A 22,432-nucleotide genomic window follows, 5' to 3' on the forward strand; every position below is an offset into this window, starting at 1 on the left:
TGGCGCATGCACCGCGCGCCGAGATAGGGGGCGGCGGTGCTTTCAGTCGGTCAGACGTTGTCGTCGATCATGCCGATGATTGGGAAAACTTGTTTGATCTGGCTGTGAGGGATCGATGCGGTTGCCTGTTCGCGATATTGCCGCAGCTCAATAAGGTTACGGTCGCGGGCTAGCAGTCGACCCGCGATCCACAATGAGCGCCCTAATTCATCTCGCAGCTGGACCAGCACGTCCGCATTGATCGATGCCGGTTTGACGCGGTCAAATAGCACCCGCTCGCCGGCTCTGAATCGCGGTTCCATAGCTTCGCCAGGGATATACATGACAAGGTAGCGATCGGCGTCACCCAGCCCGAAAGGTGCTGCCATATAGGCAACTGGACGAGAAAGATCGGCCTCCCAGAGTTCAAGCTGCTCGGAAAAAGCTAAGCCGCTCTCCTCAGGAAAGTGGACACTCGCCGCGTACACTGGGATGCCGTTCTGCTTCGATAGCACGGGAAGGGACGGATCGTCCTTCAGCGTGATGTCGAATGCCGGAGATCGCAGCGGCAACGCATCCGTTTCACAGATGGAAAATGCATCTGGAAACGTGGCCCTGAGCTTAGCGACGCTTTGTTGTGAGAGCGAATAGCCGACCGTAGGGTTGGGGTAGATCCGGGTGAGCGTGGAGGGCGCAAGGCCTGAGCGGCGTGCAATCTGGCTTGCTGAAAACCCGGTTTCCTTGATCAGGCAACCGATCAGGCTGCGGGCTTTATCCTGATCCCACTCACCGACAAAAGACATGTGTATGCGCCCGTTTTCTTAGCGCGACAGCCAACCACGACCATATGCGGCCGTCGTCCGTCGCGCCTGCATCATTATGCGCTTCGATCATTCCGGCGCAAACTATAATAGCGCAAATTTGCAAGTGAATATTTGCGCAAATACATCAGAAAAATTGCGGTGCGGCATACCGGTATATTGAGGCTGCGACCATTTCTGTCATTTTTGAGGGCGCAAACTCACAAAAAAGGTTTGCACGGCTTTCGGTCTGCACATAGATGTTTGCGCATGTTGCGCATATTTGCGCAACTACAGGTGTCATGGGGGGAGTTCCGAACAGCATCAGCGCAAAGCCTTTTGCGTACGCGAAAGCACTGGCGCCCGTCGTTTGCCGCTCATCTGCCTGAGAATCGCAGCCAATAGGGGTTTTGAATGAATAAGAAGTCGAGGTTCAACCGGATGCTGCTGTTGTCAGCCTCCATACCAGCGGCGGCTCTGCTCGCAAACGCTGGTGGTGCATTGGCGGCTCCCGCCACAGTGAACGTGCCGACCGGCGCAGGGACCGGTGCGGCCGTAAACGCCGACATTGCTACGGCCATCACCAGGCCAGCCAATCCCGACCTCACGGTTACGATTGCCAGCGGCGCGGATATCAGCGGCGCGAGCGTCGGCTATGATTTCGTTGCGGGAGGCTTTGCGGCGGGTCAGGGCGACGGCGCGGTAAACCTCACCAATGATGGTCGCGTAACCGGCCTGAGCTTCGGCGGCGTGGGTGCGGCAAGTGCCGTCAACAGCTTCACCGCCACCAACAATGGTGAAGTCGTCGGCAGCGTAAGCGCGACGGACTTTGGCGGCGCGGTATCGGTTACCAACAATGGCACTGTAGGCGGCAGCGTTGTCGGCTCTGGCTTTGGTGACGTGACACTCGCAAATGGCCTGGCCGGCGAAGTGGGTGGTAGCCTTATCGGGCAGGCGCTCGACGCCGCCAACGTCTCGATCACCAACGCTGGCACCGTCGATGGCGACCTCGATGGATCGGCCACCACCGGCACCGTAAGCATCGCCAACAACGGCGATGTTGCAGGCAGCGCCTTTGCGTCGACCAGCGAAGGGGCGATCTCCGTTACCAACGCCGCGTCTGGCCGCATCAGCGGCGATGTGTCCGGGGGATCCGAGTCCGGCGCGATCACGATCGCCAACAATGGCCAGGTCTTGGGTCAGACTGACGCGTTCAGCCGCAACACGACCTTCACGTCGACCGGTCCGACGACCACGGTTTCGGGCACTACCACGACCACCCAGTCGAGCACTTCGCAGCAGACCGTCGGCGGCGATATCGATGGCACTTATGCGGGTATCAATGGCTCGCTGAACTTCGGTGCGGGCAATGACGGCAGCATCACTCAGGTGAGCGGAGCGAACAGCACGGCGACCGTGACGGGCACCGTCTATGGCGACATCTACTCCGAAGCGTCTGGCTCTTCGTTTGCTACGCAGAATGTGGCCGTGTCGACCGATTCGCGCGACGCGGCGGGCACCGGCTCGGTCGTGAATAGCAGCAACAACACCTTCAATGTTGCGTCGACCGGCGGCACGAGCACGGTCAACATTTCCGGCACGGTCGCGCCAGGCGATTCGGGCCGCAATGGCGATGTCACTTCCCGCGGCGATACTGCGAGCGCAGTCAATATCAACGGCGGCAAGGTGTCGGGCAATGTGTCCTCGACCAGCCAGGGCGTGGCGTTCAACGGGGTATTCACCTCGGAAGACACCGACACCTATAACGCGGGCGTTTTCCAGGGTTCCACTTCGGTAAGCGGCACGCAGTTCAATCAGGCGCGGGCAGGCGGAGACGCGTCCGTATCGCTTCAGGGAAGCAGCCTGGTTAACGGCAATGTCAGCGTTGTGGGCGGTGCCTCTGCTTCGGCAGCTATCGGCTCGGCAGCCAAGATCGAACAGGATGTGTTCGTCAGCACGGCTGTCCCGACTGGCCCATTCGCCTTCACCGTAGGCGATGCCTCCTCTACGGCCTCCAGCACGCGGACGACGGACGCGGCGGGAGACGGCACTCAGGTCGATACTTCGCTGTTCACCGTGTCGGCTCCGGCTGTCGCTGCTGATGCCACGCTCACCAATGCAGGCCGGATCGATGGGGATGCGACCGTTGCAGCGGGCTTCGGCAACGCTACGGCCACCATCACCGGCACTGTTGGCGGTTCGGTGAACGCCAGCGCGTTCGCGTCCACGTCGAGCAGCGGTTCCACCTCGGAATATAGCGTTGCTGGTGGCCTCAACACGCTGACGTCGCAAACCTTCACTGACAGCTTCGCCGATGCTGGTGGCCAGGCCAATGTCGTGATCGACACGGCCGCTGCGCTGCAGGGTAAAGGCGTGCCGAGCGTTGCCGGCAATGTCTTCGCCTCTGGCGTCGGGGGTGCCTCCATCACTGTCGAAGACGGCAGCGTCATCGGTGATGCTGCGACGGGTACGGGCGGCAATCTGTTCGCCAACAGCCTGGGCGAAAGCAGCAGCGATGAGACGGTCACGACCTACGCTGCGGACGGTTTTACGCCCGTCACGGTTGCATCGACCTTCAGCACTGCCGCAGTAGGCAGCGCGGCTTCGGTCATCAACAACGGCACCGTTCTTGGCGATGTCGAAGTTCAGGGGCTGACCTCCGCTTCGCTCGTCAACAATGGCGATCTGGGCACCGGCGGCAATCTGTTCAGCGTTTCGGCTCTGGATGCCGACAGCACTGTCACCTTGACCGACACCAACCCGACAAACGCGGGTACGCGGACGCTTGCTGCGGCGGTTGCTGCAACGCCTGTGGGCGGTAACGCCAGCTTCACTAACAGCGGAAATGCCTTTGGCGATGTCGAGCTGGAAGGCTTGACGGGCTCGTTCACCAACAATGGCATCCTGACGGGCAGCACCACGCTTGGTGGTTCGGTGTTCAGCGGATCGGCGACGGTCGATGCGACGATCAACACCACCAATGTGACTGTGACCCCGATTGCGGCTGCGCAGACCTATACGGTCGATCAGAATGGTGTGTCGGGCGGTTTCAACGTAACCGGCGCTGTTTCGACGCAGAGCGAGGTGGCGTCCGCGCTGTCTTCGCTGCTTTCGCCGGCGGTTCCGCTCGATGCATCGCAGGTCGACCCGGCTGCGTTCAACCTGACCGTGGGTGGCGAGGCTGCCATCAAGACCGCCGACATCAAGGCGACGATCAATCTGAACAACGGCTCGATCACGCTTGGCGATATTGACGCACAGCGTGACGACAGTGGGGCCTTCCTCACCGACACGACCGTCAACCTGAATGGTGCCGGCTTCCTGGGTGCGAGCGAGCTTCGGCTGGCCGATGCGACCACGCCTGCGAACTTCGCGCCAGCTGCCACGCTGCCGGAAGACGCTGAAGGCCTGTTCAGCCCGACGGCGGTTCGCGTGCTGGGCGTCAACACGGTCAACAAGACCGGTGCGGGCACCTTCGTCGTGACGGGTGCCGAATATGTTCCGGCTGAAGGCTCGACTCCCGCAGGCTGGACGATGGATGTTGGCAACTTCAACGTGCAGGCTGGCGAAGTTCAGCTGGACGTTGCTGGCGCCGACGCCGTGTTCGGCATCAAGGGCAACATCAACAATGATGCCACCCTGGTCCTCGGCCGTCGTGCACCGACCTTCGTTCAGACGGTTGGCAACAGCATCGTCACGCCGGGACCCGAAGCGATCAAGGGCATCGAGCTCTATCAGCAGGGCAACTACACCCAGACTGCCAACGGCACGACGGTTGTGGGCGTCAACCCCTCGCTGATCCGCTTCGGCAACCTGTCAGTCAACGATGGCGGCGCAGCACCCGAAGTGCTGGGTCCGATCACCGGTGGGGTCAGTGTTCCCTACTTCACCACCCCGACCGATGCCGGTGTCTTCTCGATCCCGTCGTCGGTCACTGTGGACGGTAACCTGAACCTGGCCGGTAAGGTCGCGGTGACGGTGTCGAAGGATAGCCTCTATTCGACGGGCGACGGCTATACGCTGTTCACCTATACCGGTACCGGCAATGTCACCGCCACCGCGGCACCGACGCTCTCCTCACAGTTCGTCACCTTCGGTCTGAAGCATGATGCGACCGCCAAGACCGTTTCGATCGAGGCGACCCGAAAGAGCTACGCCACGGGCGCAACCAATCCCAATGCCGCTTCGGCAGCCGTGGGTCTGGACAGCGCGCTGGCTGACGTCATTGCTCGGGTGAAGACGGACGCTGCTGGCGGCAATGGCTTTGCTTCGGTTACGGAGATCGCCAATGCGCAGGACATCGCCAACATCGCTGCTGGTCTCGACTGGCGCTTGAACAGCGCACAGGCGGCGCAGGTCTTCAACGAGCTTTCCTCGGCGGAGATCTACGGTTCGCTGGCCGCGGTCGATCAGAACGCGGTTTTCAACACCACCGTCAACCGTCTGGCTGCTCGCCGTGGCTATGGTGAGGCGCTGGGCACCCAGATCTGGTTCAACCCGTCGGCGAACTTCGCCAAGACGGGCGGCACCAAGTCGGGTGCGTCGAAGATCAAGACCAACAGCTATGGTGGTGCCTTCGGTCTCGACGTGGCCTATCAGGAAGACGGCGCCTTCGGCATCGGCTTTGGCTATGGCCAGCACGACGTTACCGCGCAGGGCTCGCCGGAAAAGGCGCAGGTTCGTACCTATACGATCGGTGCCTATGCGACCCAGGGCTTCGGTCCGTTCTACGGCAGCTTCCAGGCGGCTTACGGCTTCTCCAAGTTTGAAGTCGAACGCGACCTGGCGATCCTGGCTCGCACCATCGAAGGCGACTTCAAGGGCAAGCAGTTGGATGCCAGCCTGGAGCTGGGCTATGACTTCGCTGCCGGAAGCGGTCTGGTTGTGACCCCCTATGGTAAGCTGGCGCTGCGTCGCTGGTCGATGAACGGCTTCACTGAAGAAGGTGGCGCTGGCATCGGACTGAAGGTGGATCACGCCTCCAAGACCGTCTTCTCGCCCGTTCTGGGTGTGAAGGCCGGCGCTCTGCTTGGTGATGCCGATGGGATCGCCTATCGTCCCTATGCGAAGGTTCAGTACAGCTTCCAGGGCAACATCGGCAGCGATCGTACGGTCCAGTATCTGGGCGGCGGCGATGCCTTCCGCCTGAAGGGTGTGGATCCGGACGGTAACGGGCTGATCGAACTGGGTGTTGATGCCTCGGTCAACAAGCGCGTCAACCTGTTCCTCTCTGGCGGTTACGGCTTTGGTGGCCACAACAGCCTCGGTCAGGTCCGCGGTGGCATTAGCTTCGGCTTCTGACACTCTCAGTAGCAATGGAAGGGCGCGGCGGTTTCGGCGCGCCCTTTCGTTTGCTTGCCCGCCTTCCTCTCCTGCGCGCGGGGTGGACGATAGCTACGTCGACCGCTGCACTGGAACGTGGAAGAATTCTGCTGCGTCCAAATCTGTCGCGTACCTTATCCACACCCCAACAAGAAATATTGGCGCAGAATCAACGAGTAAACAGAACGTGAACAACTTTGGAACAGGCGCAGAACCTCTCAAGACGATCGCGGGTCTGATTATGGAGAGGCTTGCCCATTACGGGGTTCAGATTTTGACTAACGGGAACGGCGCACTATGCTTTTTCACGCCCTCTCCCGGTCATGTCGGTCGCCCTTGGGTGGCAGGTGAATATGCACAAGGACTGGAAGACGGCGCAACACGGGAGTTGCAGCAGCTCGTGAGGGCCTCACCGATGCTTGCCCGGGCCATCGTGGAGGAGCTTACGGTTTCCGGACTGCCGTCGGCCTCCGACTGAATAGCGTCACCCTACTCTAACACGGCCCGGCAGGAAGCGGAGGATGTGTTGCGCAAATAGCGGTGATGAGCACGCGCTGAAAGCGGCAATCTGAGAGGCAAGGCCGATTGATTTGGGGCATTCCGTGGTTCTCAATCTCGGTCAGGCATTCAGTTCGATGTGATCCCATTCGATGCCGGCGGCGCTCAATCTCGCAAAAGGGTCGGCATTCTCGTCGTCGAATGACCAACCTTCAGGCATGCACACCTTCAGGCCCAGTTCGAAATCAAGGCGTTGGCGTTCAGCTTTGGAGATCATCACGATCTTTAAATGCCGCTCCAACAACTTCGCCACGGCGGACATATCTGCTCCCGAAGAAAACATCTTTTCGCACTGGTTGCGAATAAGCGCCAACGGCACAACATGTTCACGATGCTCTGCGGACGTTCTTGATCGTCCAGCCATAATAATATAGTTAGGGATCAACGGCTCATCGAGCAAACGCGAGTGGCGCCAGTTTTCTTCCCATGACTGGTGCATTACCCAAGCAGCTCGTTCAAATACGCGTCGGGTAATTTCTTTCTTGTTGAGCTCAGGTCGCATACTTTTCGCCACGGTTCAGAAATGATGCCCATTGAAAGTTTGGGTTGGGTTACGCAAGCTGCCACCCGCGCAAAACTCTTCAGGCTGCGTAGCCTCGGCCCTTTTTCGACATGCTGCTTCAGAAAAGTCACGAGTAGCTTGACGGACTTGAGCTTTGCTAGGGCAACCTTGCTTGCCAATGTGCTGACTTATCATTGACGAAGCTGCCTGTCCCCGCGATGGCCAGCGTCCCTTCGCATCCGTAATGAACCCGTTAAGGAATATAGATGGCTCGCCTTTCACTCGCCCCCGACCTTGCTGCGGAGAGGCTACGGGCCGCGTTTCAGTCGTTGCAGCCTTATCTATCGCCCCCAGCCTCAGCAGCCAGACAGTTTTACGATTTGGAATCACTGAAGGCTGCCTTCGTTGCGCTGAAGACTCCGCTCGCTGCGGCCAGAGCACAGGGCGATCTCATCAACCCTTGGGCGATCGCGGGGCTGGGACGGGACGAGGTCCGCAATGCTGCGACGCTTGCTGGCCTTTGGATGGCTGATTTCGGGGGGAGCAGCTCGAAGCTTTTCATCGGCAGCTTTCTTGAAGAGGCCCTTCCCGGCATCGACTGGATGGCCGAGATCGCGGCTGGCTATCATGTCGAGACGGAGATTTGCCCTCTGGGCGACAAGTCCGATCGCGTAGATCTTGTTGTCGAGACCGGGAAACATCTGGTGGCCATTGAGGTCAAGATTGGAGCACGTCTGGCGCCTCAGCAGCTACAACGGTACGAGGTGGCGATCGCGCGCCGTGCCCGTCTGCGTGACCGGACGCCTCATGTTATCCTGCTGGCGCCGTTCCCGGGAAAGCTTGCGTCGGTTGCCGATAGCTGCTGGCGCGACATCTCTCGCGCAGCATCACGGGCGGCACAAGCCTCTGCAGAAAAACGAACTTTCGTCCAGCATCTGATCGCAGCATTCGGCGATCATGTTGCCGAGTTTTAAGGTATAAGAGTATGACCGATCCTGTAGTAGGCGCTGTCATTGTTCAGCATATTGATGAACTTGAGGCAGCTCTACGATATGCGCGCCGCTCCCTCACGCCGATGCTGGAAAAGGCAACGGCTGCGATCATTGATGAGAGGCGCAAAATCTATGGCTGGGAGGGCGAAGCGCCGACCGATTTCGACGACATGCTTTGGCTGGCGCCCGCCGAGTGGCGCATGGCTGGCGATGCCGATGATGAATTCGATCTCTATCTCAGCTTCGCTACGACGGATTGCATCGACGGTGAAGAACCCGACACATGGGTCGGTCATTTCTGCGGCTTTGCAGGCGCCACCATACGCTTTGAGTTCGCCACCGACGCAATCGGGCAGCGAGACTGGAAGGCGGTGCTCAGAGCGCAGACGAAGCTCGCCGAGGGGCTGGTAGATCGAGGCTTTCTTTGCGACCCCAAAACGGGAGAGCTCGCGCTTCGCATTCCAGTCGACCGCGAAGCGCTTGCGATCGGCTTCGAGGACAATGATCTGGAGGCAGCACTCGCGCCGGTCGCAAAGACTCTTGACCGCATCAGGGCTGCCCGCGCTCTGCTTGATGAACTGGTGACAGCCATACGCGAGAAGTCTTCCTTCAGGCCGGTTTCCAACGGCGGGTAGGAGTGAGAGGAACCCGCGGATTGGCGCGGACAATGCTGTCTCGGGCGTCAGTCCCCGCCGACCCTTTTTATGGACTGCAACGACGACCAACGGCCCGAAGAATTTTCAACTGCACATCAGCTCAGACGGAAATCAGCGATTGGGAAGGCGAAAGAGCGAAATATGGACGTGAATTTGTCAAAGGCTGTCGAGCGCTCGGAGTGGGTTGATCACCAGCTGTCGCGGCTCATACAGAATCTGGAGTTGATTGCCACGGACCGTCATCGGTTGGCCGGGGGCGCCTTCATGGTGGCGCTGGACGTTCATTCCGCAATCGCAGCGCTGACCCGGAGGAATAACCTCCCGTCGGCATTTATGCTCTCGAGGTCGATTTGGGAGGCCATAGTTCGCGGTTTCTGGTTGCTCGAATGTGCGAGCGACGAGCAGATCAAGAAGTTCATCGACGACACCTCTAACCAAAAGACCTGGAATATGATCCAGGATCTGGAAGCAAAAGGCTCTTTCGATTCGGACACGCTCTCCAGCATCCACGCTCATAATTCCAGAAGATTGAACGCGATGAACCATGTCGGCGGTCCGCTGCTAGTGCGTTGCAATTCAGAGAGAGGTATCGAGTTCAATTTTGATAGCGACGAGATAGGAGAATGCCTCGGCAATGCATGCGCAAATGCCCTTTTAGCTGCCTTGGGCCTCGCGCAGGCCGCAGCCGACGAAGAACTGGGGAAGGCTGTATTTAAGGTTCAGACCGACGCGTTCGCAAATTAGGATCTTGCGACACGGCACCGTCAGCTGATCTATGGAAGTCAGAGGCATTTTGGCAGAATTCCAGGGTACATCCGGGGCATGCGTGGCAACGGTGCGCCACTTGGAGCCGTTAAGCATTAAGCTCGTCATGCCCAAAAATGGAATCGTCACCTCGATTGCCTTAATTCATTCTGAGGCTCGCGAATTTGGCAAAGCAATGGAAATTGGCACAAGCCCATCCTCGCCCGATTGCGAAAATTCTTCGTCTTTGCCAGGAAATTGGCTGCAACTGAGTGGGTGGGTGTTCCAAGGTTTATGCGCAGAGTGATCGGATGGCTGGGGCGGAAGGCGGTCCTTTACATCTTATTGGTTGCAGCTATCGCGGCCAGCACCTTTTTCATTCCTTGGGTGAAGCAGGTCGCTTTGGGTCGGTCGCCGACTCTAGTACGCATGCAGGTGCTGGAGGACGCGAAAAGCAGAATCGAATCGAAACGCGACGTTGAGGAGAAATCGTTCAGGCAGGCCGCTGTCGCTTTGCGCAGCGAGAGTATCGGTAAGCTCGATGATCGACGCCGTGCCTTGAACGAGAAACGCGCTCGGCTGATGCAACGTATCAACGATGCTAGATTGCCGTGGGCGCTCGCCCTCATCAATCAGAAGGCGCTGCTGGCTATCGAACTTAGCAGATTGCGAGTTGCGGTGATCGACCAGGAACTAGCAGCGATCTCTACAGCGCGTGATGCGGCCACGAGCGACGGTGCTTCCATCGCAGCAAAGGCGGATCTCGCTCGACAGAAGCGCGAAGTTGCTCGCCTAAATTCAATGTGCAATCGGGCGAAATCCAATGTCGATATGTACGAGCAGCGGTGGGGTTGGAAGCTGCGGCAATGGTGGGAGAGTGCCGAACACAAAGCGCTCGTCGCTGCGCGGGACAATCGGTGCAAAGCAGTCGAGGCAGCGATCAAACATCGCGATCGATTGGTTGCCGTGGCTAACCAAAAGGACGCGGTAAACCGTCGTGCGAAGGATGCATTTGCAAGGGCCACCGCTTCAACCGAAATGATCCGGGAAGCGGGTGTTGCTCTCGCCAAGGATGCGGAACGCGCTCGCATTGAGTTTTCGGGCTCCCTTCCCGAAAGGCTGCGGGTTTGGGCCGAACGTTCGAAGCTTACGAAAATCCTGCGCACTGCGGCCCTTGCCCTCGCGCTCATCATTGCCATGCCATTCCTCATTCGCCTGTTCTGCTTCTCCGTTCTCGCGCCGATCGCGATGCGTCGTCCTGCAATCCGCCTCACGGTGCCGCAGCGCATTGCCATAGCTGTCCCGCCCGCAGCGCCTTCCACCACCTCTGTCGCGGTGCGGCTGGAGCCGCGGGAGGAGCTGCTCGTGCGGCAGGATTATCTCCAGACCAGTAGTCATCCTGGCGCGAAGGGCACGCAATGGCTGCTTGATTGGAAAAAGCCGATCACCAGCATCGCGACCGGTCTCACCTTCCTCACCCGCATCCGTGACGAAGGCGAGGTCACGACTGTCTCGGCGGTCCGCGACGGGTTCGCCGAGGTCACGATCCTGACGCTACCTGAGGACGCCGCCTGCGTGCTCCAGCCGCGCGCCCTTGCCGCCGTCGTGCAGCCGATTCGCTGTCCAATACGGATCACGCGCCATTGGCGGCTCGGTTCACTCAACGCTTGGCTGACGCTGCAACTGCGATACCTTGTTTTCCACGGCCCTGCGCGGCTCGTACTCAAGGGCGGACGTGGGGTGCGCGTCGAGGCGGCGCAGCAGGGGAGGGTCTTTGGGCAGGACCAACTTATCGGTTTCTCCGCCGACCTCGCCTATTCGGTCACGCGCGCGGAGACGTTTTGGCCCTATTTCCTCGGCCGCGAACCGCTGTTCAAGGATAGCGTCACAGCGGGTGAAGGGGTACTGATCGTCGAGGAAGCCCCGCTCACTGCCCGCGACGGCGATGTACGCCGTGGCATAGAAGGATTGATAGACGCTGGAATGAAAGTAGTCGGGATGTAGGAGCCACCTGCCGTTACGCGATTCTGCCCGCTAATTTTCGGCAAGCCGACTGGACGGCTTCGGTCATCCTAGATTGTTCGACGTGAAAGTGGGGGCATTGAAGGGGGCATGCTGAACAAAGTTGCATTATTTGATGTAATGAAATCAAGGGCTTGTAAGAAATGTTTGGTTCCCTCCCTCTCCGCCATATTATCCCTCAAGTCGCTGAATTCCGGCAAATCGTTCCGCCTGCTCCCTGTGGGCTAGCTGTGCCCGATAAGGGTTGCTTTCACCCGTTGATCCACGTCCGACGATGGCGGGCGCCTCTTCCAGAGATTCAACCCCGGGCTCCCCATCCGGTGCGATCGATCGTCCACGGGCGCTCCAGTCCTTGTGGGACGCTGCCGGGAAGGATGCGGTTGCCGATCCTGGCCAGATCGGCCATTGCCGGTCCATTCGATGGCCAGTCAAAAGGTTCAGGATCCATGATGACGCTTTACGACGCCTTCGTACCGGGGTGCCTTCAGATTTTGGAGTCTGTCTCGAGACTGGTTGTGAAAGCGAAGTCCTATTGCGATGCGCAGTCTCTCCCCCCGGAACGGCTGCTTCATGCCAGACTCGCTCCCGACATGTTGGACTTCGCCTATCAGGTGAAAAGCTGCGCAATCCATTCCATCGGCGCGATCCATGGCGTTCAGCGCGGGAATTTCTCGCCTGACATCGCGGCGCCGCCGGCCAGTTTCGAGGAATTGAACGCCAGGGTGATGGAAGCGGCCGACGCCCTTGGCGCACTTCAAGTTGCCGATGTGGAAAGCTTGAGCGACAGGCCGATGACATTCACCATCGGTGACAAGCTGCGCTGGGATTTCCTGGGCAAGGATTTCCTGCTCAGCTTCTCCCAGCCCAACTTTTATTTCCATGCCTCCACGGCCTACGACATTCTCCGGACGAACGGCGTGCCCCTCGGGAAGCGGGACTATCTGGGCGCCGTTCGGAAGCTGCCGTCGCCGCCAGCGCCGATCTGATCCGCTGGCGGCATGGCGGGCAGGGCCCCGCCGTGCCCGCGGACGTAGCGAGCCGGGGAACTAAGGCTGTCTGGGCAGAGCATAGGCGATGACATGATCGCCCAGCTTCGTGCCGAGGGAGCCATGCCCGCCTGCAACGACGATCACGAACTGCCGCCCGCTCGCCCTCGACCGATAGGACATCGGCGTCGCCTGTCCGCCGGCCGGAAGGCGGGCACGCCACAGCACCTTGCCGGTGCGCGTGTCATAGGCGCGCAGATAATTGTCGATCGCCGCCGCCATGAAGGTGAGCCCCCCTGCCGTCGACATCGGACCGCCCAGCGATGGAACGCCCAGCTTGAACGGGATAGGCAGGAAGGTTTCGTCGCGGATCGTGCCGTTCTTATGTTCCCAGACCTTCCTGCCGGACCGCAGATCGATGCCCGCGACATAGCCCCATGGCGGTGACTGGCAGGGCAGGCCTGCGAAGGACAGGAAGGGGTTCATGTCGACCGCAAAGGGCGCGCCCGTATTGGGATTGTACCCCTGCTCGTCCGATCCGCGCCGGTCGGAGCCGCCCGCTGGCCCCCGTACGCCTTGGTCCTCCATTTCCGCGCGGGGGATGAGCCTGTCCACGAAAGCGATATGGTTGGGATGGGCGAATGCGACCTGGCGGATCGGGTCTATCGAAATGCCGCCCCAGTCCATCACGCCGAAATTTCCCGGGAACACCAGCGTCCCCCGCAATGAGGGCGGCGTGAAGGGCCCCTTATAGTCGAGCGACTTGAACCGGATGCGGCAATAAAGCTGGTCGAGCATGGTTGCGCCCCACATATCGCTTTCACGCGCCGGGGCGGGCATCAGGGATATGGCGGAAAAGGGCTGGGTGGGCGACAAGCGGTCGCCCGGCGCTGCGCCGCCCGGGACGGGGCGCTCCTCCACCGGGAACAGGGGCTTGCCGTTCCGGCGGTCGAGGACGAAGAGATTGCCGGTCTTGGTCGACTGCACCAGCGCCGGCACCCGGCCGCGGCCGGGCAGGTCCAGATCGACCAGCGCCGGCTGGGCCGGGACGTCCATGTCCCACAGGTCGTGATGGACCGTCTGGAACACCCAGCGCGGCCTTCCGGTCGCGATGTCCAGCGCCAGGACCGAAGTGGCGAACCGTTCGGTCGTCGCGGGCCGCCTGCCGCCCCATTGGTCGACAGCGCCCATCCCCATCGGCAGATAGATCAGGCCCAGCGCCTCGTCAGCGGCCGGCGTGCTCCAGCTGTTGGGGGAAGAGGGCGTGTAGTGCCGGCCCACGCCCAGCGGGGCGGTGCTGTCCGGATTGCCCGGATCGAAATTCCAGACCAGTCGGCCCGTGAGCGCGTCATAGGCACGGATGACGCCCGAGGGCACGTCGGTGGAGATATTGTCGTAAACCGCGCCGCCGGTCACGACCAGGCCATGCGCGACAAGGGGTGCGGACGTCACCTGATACCAGCCGCCATTATAATGAGGTTGCCCCGGGAGCAGGCTGACGGTCCCGGCGCGTCCGAAGCTGCGGCACGGCGCGCCCGTGCGCGGGTCCAGCGCAATCAGGCGGCTGTCGTTCGTGGCGAGGAAGATGCGCCGGGGACAGTCGGCGGCGCTCGCACCCGCGCGGGATGAATCCCAATAGGAAAGGCCGCGGCAGGTGAGATGCTGCATGTTCCTTGCCGAAGTCCTGATCAGCGGATCGAACCTCCAGCGCTCCCTGCCCGTCTCCGCGTCGACAGCGATCACCCGATTATGCGGCGTGCAGAGATAGACGGTGTCGTCGACCTTGATCGGGGTCATTTCATAGGTCGTCTCGCCCGGATCGCCCGAGCGCTTGAGATCCCCCGTCCGCAATTGCCACGCCACCTCCAGCTTGCCGACATTGGCGGGCGTGAGCTGGGTCAGGGGCGAGAATTTGTCGCCACGCCAGCTTCGGGCATAGGCTTGCCAGTCATCATCGGGCACTGCGTTCGGCTCCGCCGCGATCGCGCTGCGCGGGCCAGGAAGCGTGCCGTCGAGATTGTGGACGTCGCGCATCAGCGCGGCCAGGCCGAAGATTCCGGCGATCGCCAGCGCCACCGCCAGGGGGCCGGCGTTTCGCACCCATCCCCCAGCCGGCGCAAGGCGCCGCACGGTCCATGGCAGGATCAGCAGCAGGCCGAAGAGGAAGATCAGGTCGCCGCGCGGAACGAGCGGCCACCAGTCCACGCCGATTTCCGCCCAGGCCCAGGCCATCGTGGCAAGGACGAGCGCCGCGAACAGATGCAGGGCGGCCGCGCGCCGCTTCCAGAGCAGAAAGGCGCTGGCCAGCATCGTCAATCCCGCGGCCGCATAGAAGGGGCTGCCGCCCAATGAGGCGAGCCAGATGCCGCCGATCAGGTTGGCCGTGCCGACGGCGCCTGTCAGGACCGCGATGACCTTCAGCAATTTTGCAGTCTGGCGGCCGGACTTCATCGATTTGCCTCCGATGATCTCGCAAGCAAACCGTCGCGCAGCAGCGATGTTCCGTTTCGGGAAGTGAGGAGAGACGCAAACAAGGACGGGCCTTGCCGGAGGTTGCACCCTTGCTGCCCGCGGGTTCGAATGGCTTTGCCGGAGCGGTCCTCCGCTCAGTTCAGCGCAAGACCCCTGATTAGGGCCAGGACGCTGCCGAGCGTCGACACGTCCGGCGTGCGCATGCGGTCGCCGGCGAACTGGAAATGCGTGAGCGCCACCTGCTGCTGGGGCGAAAGGAGGATCTTGGCCCCCACGACGCGATCCGTGATGCGCGCGACGATCGCCGGAACCTCGCCCAGTTCCCTGATGGAAATCGTGCCCCTGTCGCCTATGCGCCAGCCGCCTTCATTGGCGAAGGCCACGCCGCTCGACGAAATGTCGAGCAGCCGGACCGGGGTGGCGCTGTCCCCCGCGCTGAAAAGCGCCGTTCCGCTGATGGGGGCCCGCTCTTCCGCCCTTCGCGGCGTTTCGACGCAGACGATGATGGCGATGATGCAGACGAGGACGTTGTACATGCTCCAGAACGCCACGATGCCCTTCTGGTCCGAGAAGAAGGTCGGCGCCAGTGGCGAGCCATAGCCGAACAGCATCCCGCCCACGGTCAGCAGAAGCACGACCGCAAAGCGCGACAGCAATTTCCAGTGGATCACCGTCCGGGAACGGTCGCCCCCCTTGTTGGTCACCTTGAACGGCCGTTCCCCGGGGAACAGCAGGGTGTGGCAGGATGCGGCCACGATCTCCGGCGCGACCAGCAACTGGGACGTGTCGGTCAGAAGCGGGAGTATCCGGCCGTTGGAATACCAGCTGATGGCGAAGGCTTCCACCAGGATGCGGGGCAGCAGGAATGTCGCAAGCTCGCCGATCGGCGCATCCATGATGGTGAGGCCCGTCATCCAGTAGAGGATCGGCACCAGCAGGCAGGCGAGGCGGAAGGGAAAGCTGCCCATCCAGTAGAGCAGGGTTTCCAGCAGGCTCATCCTGTCGATCCAGCCCAGGCCCTTGCGCGAGAACAGGCCGTCGGCGCTGCGCATGATCTGCATCGCGCCGATGCACCAGCGGATGCGCTGGGTGCAATATTCGCCGATCCCTTCCGGCGCGAGGCCAAGGCTGAGCTTTTCGTTCAGATAGGCGGTGACGAAGCCATGCTCTTTCATGCGAATCGACAGTAGCATGTCTTCGGTAATGCTGTCGGTCGGGAATCCGCCGATCTCGGCAAGCGCGGCGGTGCGGACGACGGACGACGTCCCGCAGGAAAAGGCGGTGCCCCATCCGTCCTTGGCCGGCAGCAAGGTGTCGAAGAAGAAGCGCTGTTCGTCGGGCAGGTCCAGATGCCCCTTGATCCTGTGTTGCAGCGGATCGGGGTTGAAGAAATGCTGAGGCGTCTGGACCACCCCCACGGTCGGGTCCTGGAACAGGGCCACGCAATGGGACATGAAATTGGGCAGGGCGACGAAATCCGCATCCAATATCGCGATGAAATCCGGCATCTCGCCACCCGCGGCCAGTGTCGCCAGGCCTGCGTTCATATTGCCGGCCTTGGCATGAGCATTATCCGGCCGCGTCAGCCATTCCACGTCGCGACGGCGGCACAGAGCCTCCACCTCCGGCCGCCGGCCGTCATCCAGCAGGAAGACCTTCGCCGGATAATTCTGGTTGAGGGCGCCGGTAATCGTGCGGTCGAGAATCCCGACATCTTCATTATAGGTGCAGATGAAGATCGCGGCGCTGGGCCTGTTGACATGCAGCCAGCGTATGTTGCCGCTGACGTCCTTCAGTCGGTCGCGCCGCCGCGTCAGCACGACCAGCACCAGCACCCCGCCCAGGGTGGAACAGACCTCCAGCATGAAGAAGCCCACCGAAAGCAGGGCGGAACCGGGCGTGTCCAGGTCGAGCGTGGCGACCATGCGCCATGTCATGTAGATCAGGATCGATCCGATCGCGGCGCCGCTGACGATCAGCCGATGCAGCGGGTTGGCCGGCCTGAGTTTGGGAAAGATCAGCAGGCAGAGGCCAAGGGTGGCGAGGCCCCAGAAATAGGACGGGATCTCGGCGGGGTTCATGGCCGCGTTACAGCACCACCCGGCCCGCCGTGCCGACCGGGCACTGCTTCTTGCCCTTCGCGTCCAGCATGATCCGCGCGCCGATCAGATATTCGCCTGCGGCGGGATTGGGGACATGGCTGGTGACGCGGAGCTGGGACGGATCGCTGACCCCCATGTTGACGACGGTTCCCGGCCAGCGATCGCCGTTCGAAAAGGCGATGAACGTCACGGGCGAACCGATGGTGAGCCTGCTATAGGCGCTGCGGCCCACGGTGAAATAGGCGAAGAAGGACGAACAGTCGGCCAGCATGTAGATCGGATCGCCTTCGCGCAGCGACTCCCCGGGGGCGGCGACCTTCGCCCAGACCCGGCCGTCGATGCTCGCCTGCAACGGAAGCTGCAGCCGCCGCATGGCGCCGGCCTTGCCATCGCCGCTCAGCTTTTGCGCCTTGGCCAGCGCTGCGGTCAGGTTCTCCCTCTCGCCCCGCAATTCGCTCAACGCCAGATTGAGATCGCTCAGGCGCTGGGTCGAATATTGGACATTGCTGTAGCCGTTGTTGAGGAACAGCCCTTGGCCCGCGGCATGCGCCTCGATCAGGTTCGTGCGGCGGCGTGCCATCGCCGCATTCCTGTCCGCCAGGGCGGCGCGCTGATCCTGTTCCGCCTTCTCAAGCCCGGCTGCGCTGATGAAGCCGCGGCCGGCGAGGGCGCGGGTGCGGTCCAACTGTTTCTGCGCAAAGGCCAACCGAGCCTGCGCGGCCGACAGTTGGGCGGAGCTTTCGTCCGCGACGGCATCCATCTGCACCAGCTTTTCAGACCGGTAGACGCCCGATTCGCGGCGGATATGGTCGGCGTCAGCCCTGAGGGCCGCCATCCGGCCGTCGATACTGGCCAGCTTCGCCTTGAGCTGGTCCACATCTTCCGATCCGGCGCGGACGGCCGCCGACAGGCCCACCGGCGCGGCGAAGCTCCCCAGCAATTGGTTCCGCGTCACGCGGTCGCCGACGTTCGCGCCCAGCCGGTCGACTTCGCCGGAGATCGGCGCCCTGACCAGGCCCATGTCCGCCACCAAAGTGGTATTGTAACCCGCCGTGAAGATAAAGCTGCGCACCAGCACTGCGACGGCCATGATCAGCAGAAGGCCGCCGACCAGCATTCGCCGCGGAAGGTGGAACCATTGCCGCCCGTCGCCCTCGGCCAGCCGCAATTCCTTTGCACCATCGGATGGAAATTTGGCTTCTACGCTCATTTCGCCCCCAATCTGATGGGCGAATCATACATGGACATGGTTAAGAAAGGTTGGAGGCGCCGCCTGCCGGCTTCATGCCCCGGCCGGCGCCGGGCCGGAACTATCGCGCTGCACCAGCCTGAAGGTGAAGTGCGGCGCGTCGGCGGAGCCGCCCGCGAGCGCGTCGATCACGGCGCTGCCCATCGCCTCCAGCGGCTGGCTGACGGTGGTGAGGGGCGGCCAGGCCGTGAGGCCGGCGGGCGTGTCGTCGAAGCCGACAACAGACAGGTCCTCCGGCACGCGCAGCTTCAGCCGGTGCGCGACGGTCAGCGTGCCCAGCGCCATGTCGTCATTGGTCGCGAAGATCGCGGTGGGGCGCTCGCCTCGGGACAGCAGATGCTCGCCAGCCTTTATGCCTGACTCGAAATCGAAGGCGCCTTCGACGAACAGGGACTCCTCCGGCGGCAGGTTCGCCGCGGCCATGCCGTCGCGAAAGCCCTCGACGCGCTGCATCGCCGCCTTGTGGCTGGCGGGTGGGGTGATCACGCCGATGCGGCGATGGCCAAGGCCGATCAGATGATCCGCGATCATCCGGCCGGCCGCACGCTCCGGCGTGGGGATGTTGAAGCTTTCCGCCATCACCGATCCGGCGATGCGGGCGCAGGGCAGCTTCAGTTCGGACAGCCGCTGGAGCAATTGCGCGTCGTCCGACAGGGGCGGCACCAGGAAGACGCCATCGGGCCGCAGTGCCGCGACGAGGCGGTCGAGAATGGCGAACCGTTCTTCCCCCGTCAGCGGCATCGGCTCCACGACCAGATGATAGCCCAGGTCCCGGCACCGGTTCGCCGCACCCGACTGGATGCCGCCATTATAGGAGGGCGCGGGATTGTTGTAGAGGAAGGCGATCATGAAGGATCGCCCGCCAGCCAGCCGCCGCGCGGACTGGTTGGGCCGGTATCCAAGCTGGCGGATCGCCGCCGTCACCCTTTCGCGCAGCTCCTCGCTGACATTGGGCGCCTGGTTGACCACCCGGGAGACGGTCTTGATCGATACGCGGGCCAGTGCCGCAACGTCATGGATGCTGGGCATCAGCGGGGCTGAGCGAAAGAGAGGACGGTCATGCACCGGTCTTGCCATGGAAGGCCGATGGAGGAAACAACGTTTACCCGGATAACGGCACCGCCAGGCGCCGATATTCATGTCGGCATCGTAAATATGATACGTAAATCAGGGAAAATGGTCGCGGGAGCCGTGAAAATTGTCCTTGATCCGGCATCGGTAACGGTCTAGAGCGACAAGACAACGTTGTCATACTCTCCAAGCAAGGCAACGGCTGTCATCCCGGGCGGCGGTCGGATGAACTGCACGCTTCAGGCCGTTGCCCGGGATGCGCTTTTCACGGTCGTCGCAGGGTCAGCAGGACTTTCAGGCCGGGACTGTTATCCGCCAGCGTCACCATGCCATGATGCAGCCGCGCCACCGCTTCCACCAAGGACAGGCCCAGCCCCGATCCCGGCTTGCCGCGCGCCGGGTCGAGCCGGCCGAAGCGCTTCAAGGCTGCGGGACGGCTCTCCGCCGGGATGCCCGGGCCATTGTCCGCCACGGCGATGAGAAGGTCGCCACCCTCGATCGCCGCACTCAGTTCGATGCGGTCGCCGCTTTCCGCATAATAGAGCGCGTTTTCGATGAGATTGGCGAGCGACTGGCTCACCAGTTCGCGATGAAGCGGAAAGGTCAGCGCGTCAGGCGCGGAAATGGCCAGCGCAAAGCCGCTATCCTCCACCAGCGGGCCATAGATTTCGCCCACGTCGCGCAGCAATTCCGCAACATGGGTATCGCGCCGCTGGTCGCCCCCGAAGCCCGCCTCGGTCCGGCTGATGAGCAGCGCCGTGGTCAACATGGAACGCAGCGTCTGCGCTTCATGATGCACCTTTTCCAAGGCATCGAGCGCGGTGTCGTCCCGCGTCTGGGCGCTGGCCTGCTCGACCATGGAGATCAGCCGCGTCACCGGGGATTTAAGGTCGTGGGCAAGGCCGTCTGTCATCATGCGAAGCTGCGTCACCAGCGCGTCGATCCGTTCCAGCATGGCGTTGATCGACTGGCCGAGCCGGTCGAAGGCGTCGCCGCTGCCATCGGTCGGCACCCGCCGGTCCAGCGCGCCCACGGCGACGTCGTTGGCGGTTTCCGCTATGTCGGAAACCTGCCGCGCCAATATGCGGCCCAGCATGATCGCGATGCCCAGCGCCAGCACCAGGCTCATGACGAAGGCGACGGTCAGCGCCTCCTCATAGATGCGGGTAAGTTGCAGGCTGTTGGAAACGACCATGCCGGTCAGCAATTGCCCGCCGCCGCGCAGCTTCACGGGAATGACGCCCATCGGTTCCGGCGCGTCGCGGCCGATGCGGTAGAGCGACATGATCTGCCAGCGTCCGTCTGCCGCCAGCCCGGCGGGCCAGGCGCCCAGATTGCCGCTGACGGGCCGTCCCGCCCTGTCGGTCAGCAGCAGCACGGCGCGCTCCCCCTCTATGGCGCGGAAGCGCCGGGCGATCTCTGACCGCAGGGCCGCCGTCCCGCCGCTGCGATGGAGCGCGAGCAGGTCGTCGCGGGCGTCCTCCACCGCCTGCCGGTCGGCGGCCACGACGGTGCGCTGGCTCGCCTGCTGCACGAACAGCAGCACGCCGCCGGTCACCAGGAACTGGCAGAGGAAGGCCAGCCCGACGAAGCGCCCGATGGTCGAACGGGCAAAGCCGAACCAGCGGCGGGAGGGGAGGGTCTTAGGATGGCCGGAAGCGGTCATGGACGCCGTCCCGCACGCCCTGGAGCCAATCGGCATTCAGCCCTGACGGCCTGCAAATGACGCTTTTCCGTGCTTCCGGTGCTCACATACCATGAGTAGGCTGCGCTCCGGGCCACGGAAAACCACCATTTACGGCTCGTCATCATCTGAATGTCGATCGGCTCTAACTCTCCGGTCCCAGCCGATAGCCCATGCCGCGCACCGTATGCAGCAAGGGCTTGTCCCCGCCTTCGTCCAGCTTGCGGCGCAGGCGGCTGACATGCACGTCGATGACGTTGGTGCCCGGATCGAAATGATAGTCCCAGACGCCCTCCAGCAGCATGGTCCGCGTCACCACCTGATCGGGATGGCGCAGGAAATATTCCAGCAGGCGGAACTCGCGCGGTTGCAGGTCGATGGTGCGCGATCCGCGCTTCACCCGGCGGGAAAGCAGGTCCATCTCCAGGTCCCCGTGCCGCAAATGGGTGACGACCGCGCTGCCGCCGCCGCCCCGGCGCAGCAGCAACTGGACGCGGGCCATCAGCTCGGCAAAGGCGAAGGGCTTCACCAGATAATCGTCCGCGCCGCTGGTCAGCCCTTCCACCCGGTCCTCCGGCGTGCCGAGGGCGGAAAGGATGATGACCGGCGTCTCGATCGCCGCCGCGCGCAGGGCCTTCAGCATCGCCATGCCGTCCATCGCCGGCATCATCCGGTCGAGGATGATCGCGCCATAGCTGCCGTCGCTCGCCAGGAACAGGCCGTCGCGGCCATTGTCCGCCCGGTCGACGGTGAAGCCCGCCTCGCCCATGCCCTTGGCCACATAGGCGGCGGTCGCCGCGTCGTCCTCCACCACCAATATCTTGTGGCTCATCTTTCCCCTTCCGGCCGGTCCAGCATCACCACGCGCATATGGTCCGCATGTTTCAGCCCCAGCATGATCCTCGGCTGGGGATGGTGTAGCAGATAGGCGCTGGCCTGATCCAGCGAGCGGATCGGCATGCCGTCCAGGCTGACGACGCCGTCCCCGACGCGGATGCCCAGGCGCGCCGCCTGGCCGTCTGTTTCCATGCTGGTGACGACCACGCCCGATCCCGCCGGCATGCCGTTGCTGAGGGTGATGCCGGGCAGGGCGCGGGCCTGCGCGGCCGCCACCTCCATCCGGTCGTCGCCGGCATGGCGCACGTGCAGGAAAAAGGCGCCGCTCATGACCAGCGCGCAGAGCGCCAGCGCCGCCAGAAGGACGCCCGATGCCGCGTGGCTCAGCCTCTGCCTGTCCATGCACCCGCTTTCATGGGCGGAAGGATGATCCATGGGCGCCGCCATGTCATGTTA

General features: G+C 62.4%; 16 protein-coding genes. 7 read left to right on the plus strand and 9 right to left on the minus strand.

Annotated elements, in window-relative coordinates; translation table 11 throughout:
* Window positions 1-50: 50 nt before the first annotated feature.
* Window positions 51-782, minus strand: a complete 732-nt coding sequence (locus tag A0J57_RS11140; protein ID WP_061935595.1) for a hypothetical protein — start codon at window positions 780-782, stop codon at window positions 51-53.
* Window positions 783-1,193: 411 nt separating this feature from the next.
* Between A0J57_RS11140 and A0J57_RS11145 the strand changes: the two genes are divergently transcribed.
* Both A0J57_RS11145 and A0J57_RS25975 read left to right on the plus strand, forming a co-directional pair.
* On the plus strand, window positions 1,194-6,080 hold the full coding sequence (locus A0J57_RS11145) for an autotransporter domain-containing protein (protein WP_153017819.1): 4,887 nt from the start codon (window positions 1,194-1,196) through the stop codon (window positions 6,078-6,080).
* An 82-nt stretch (window positions 6,081-6,162) separates the two neighbouring features.
* Window positions 6,163-6,579 (plus strand): hypothetical protein, encoded by a 417-nt coding sequence (locus A0J57_RS25975; protein WP_153017820.1) that lies wholly within the window; start codon window positions 6,163-6,165, stop codon window positions 6,577-6,579.
* A 141-nt stretch (window positions 6,580-6,720) separates the two neighbouring features.
* Here A0J57_RS25975 and A0J57_RS25980 read toward each other — a convergent pair whose 3' ends face one another.
* Entirely contained in the window at window positions 6,721-7,161 is a 441-nt protein-coding gene (locus A0J57_RS25980; RefSeq protein WP_153017821.1) for a hypothetical protein, read from the minus strand.
* A 266-nt stretch (window positions 7,162-7,427) separates the two neighbouring features.
* Between A0J57_RS25980 and A0J57_RS11160 the strand changes: the two genes are divergently transcribed.
* The 5 genes from A0J57_RS11160 to A0J57_RS11180 all read left to right on the plus strand — a co-directional run bounded on the left by A0J57_RS11160 (window position 7,428) and on the right by A0J57_RS11180 (window position 12,561).
* Window positions 7,428-8,135: a PD-(D/E)XK nuclease family protein gene (locus A0J57_RS11160; protein ID WP_061935604.1), complete on the plus strand. Its 708-nt coding sequence runs from the start codon at window positions 7,428-7,430 to the stop codon at window positions 8,133-8,135.
* An 11-nt stretch (window positions 8,136-8,146) separates the two neighbouring features.
* On the plus strand, window positions 8,147-8,788 hold the full coding sequence (locus tag A0J57_RS11165) for a hypothetical protein (RefSeq protein WP_153017822.1): 642 nt from the start codon (window positions 8,147-8,149) through the stop codon (window positions 8,786-8,788).
* Between the two features lie 162 nt (window positions 8,789-8,950).
* The gene (locus A0J57_RS11170; RefSeq protein ID WP_061935612.1) at window positions 8,951-9,553 is read left to right on the plus strand and encodes a hypothetical protein; all 603 of its coding nucleotides are present in this window, start codon (window positions 8,951-8,953) and stop codon (window positions 9,551-9,553) included.
* 303 nt (window positions 9,554-9,856) lie between these two features.
* The gene (locus A0J57_RS11175; RefSeq protein ID WP_153023168.1) at window positions 9,857-11,557 is read left to right on the plus strand and encodes a hypothetical protein; all 1,701 of its coding nucleotides are present in this window, start codon (window positions 9,857-9,859) and stop codon (window positions 11,555-11,557) included.
* 398 nt (window positions 11,558-11,955) lie between these two features.
* Entirely contained in the window at window positions 11,956-12,561 is a 606-nt protein-coding gene (locus A0J57_RS11180) for a DUF1993 family protein (RefSeq protein WP_235600845.1), read from the plus strand.
* Between the two features lie 60 nt (window positions 12,562-12,621).
* Here the strand turns inward: A0J57_RS11180 and A0J57_RS11185 are convergent, their stop codons facing one another.
* From A0J57_RS11185 to A0J57_RS11215, 7 genes are all read right to left on the minus strand, one after another.
* Complete coding sequence (locus A0J57_RS11185; protein ID WP_061935618.1) at window positions 12,622-15,012, minus strand: membrane-bound PQQ-dependent dehydrogenase, glucose/quinate/shikimate family; 2,391 nt, start codon at window positions 15,010-15,012, stop codon at window positions 12,622-12,624.
* Between the two features lie 155 nt (window positions 15,013-15,167).
* The gene (locus A0J57_RS11190; RefSeq protein WP_061935621.1) at window positions 15,168-17,114 is read right to left on the minus strand and encodes a glycosyltransferase; all 1,947 of its coding nucleotides are present in this window, start codon (window positions 17,112-17,114) and stop codon (window positions 15,168-15,170) included.
* A 7-nt stretch (window positions 17,115-17,121) separates the two neighbouring features.
* A complete protein-coding gene (locus A0J57_RS11195; protein ID WP_235600846.1) occupies window positions 17,122-18,345 on the minus strand; it encodes an HlyD family secretion protein in 1,224 nt (407 codons plus the stop codon).
* Window positions 18,346-18,417: 72 nt separating this feature from the next.
* Window positions 18,418-19,413, minus strand: a complete 996-nt coding sequence (locus A0J57_RS11200; protein ID WP_061935624.1) for a LacI family DNA-binding transcriptional regulator — start codon at window positions 19,411-19,413, stop codon at window positions 18,418-18,420.
* A gap of 307 nt (window positions 19,414-19,720) precedes the next feature.
* A complete protein-coding gene (locus tag A0J57_RS11205) occupies window positions 19,721-21,013 on the minus strand; it encodes a HAMP domain-containing sensor histidine kinase (protein ID WP_061935821.1) in 1,293 nt (430 codons plus the stop codon).
* 271 nt (window positions 21,014-21,284) lie between these two features.
* Window positions 21,285-21,971, minus strand: coding sequence for a response regulator transcription factor (locus tag A0J57_RS11210; RefSeq protein WP_025549336.1), 687 nt, complete (start codon window positions 21,969-21,971; stop codon window positions 21,285-21,287).
* Window positions 21,968-22,411, minus strand: a complete 444-nt coding sequence (locus A0J57_RS11215; protein ID WP_082718659.1) for a PDZ domain-containing protein — start codon at window positions 22,409-22,411, stop codon at window positions 21,968-21,970. Before A0J57_RS11215 ends, A0J57_RS11210 begins: the two co-directional genes overlap by 4 nt.
* Window positions 22,412-22,432: the final 21 nt, after the last annotated feature.

The organism is Sphingobium sp. 22B, from assembly GCF_001580035.1.
Lineage (GTDB): Bacteria > Pseudomonadota > Alphaproteobacteria > Sphingomonadales > Sphingomonadaceae > Sphingobium > Sphingobium fuliginis.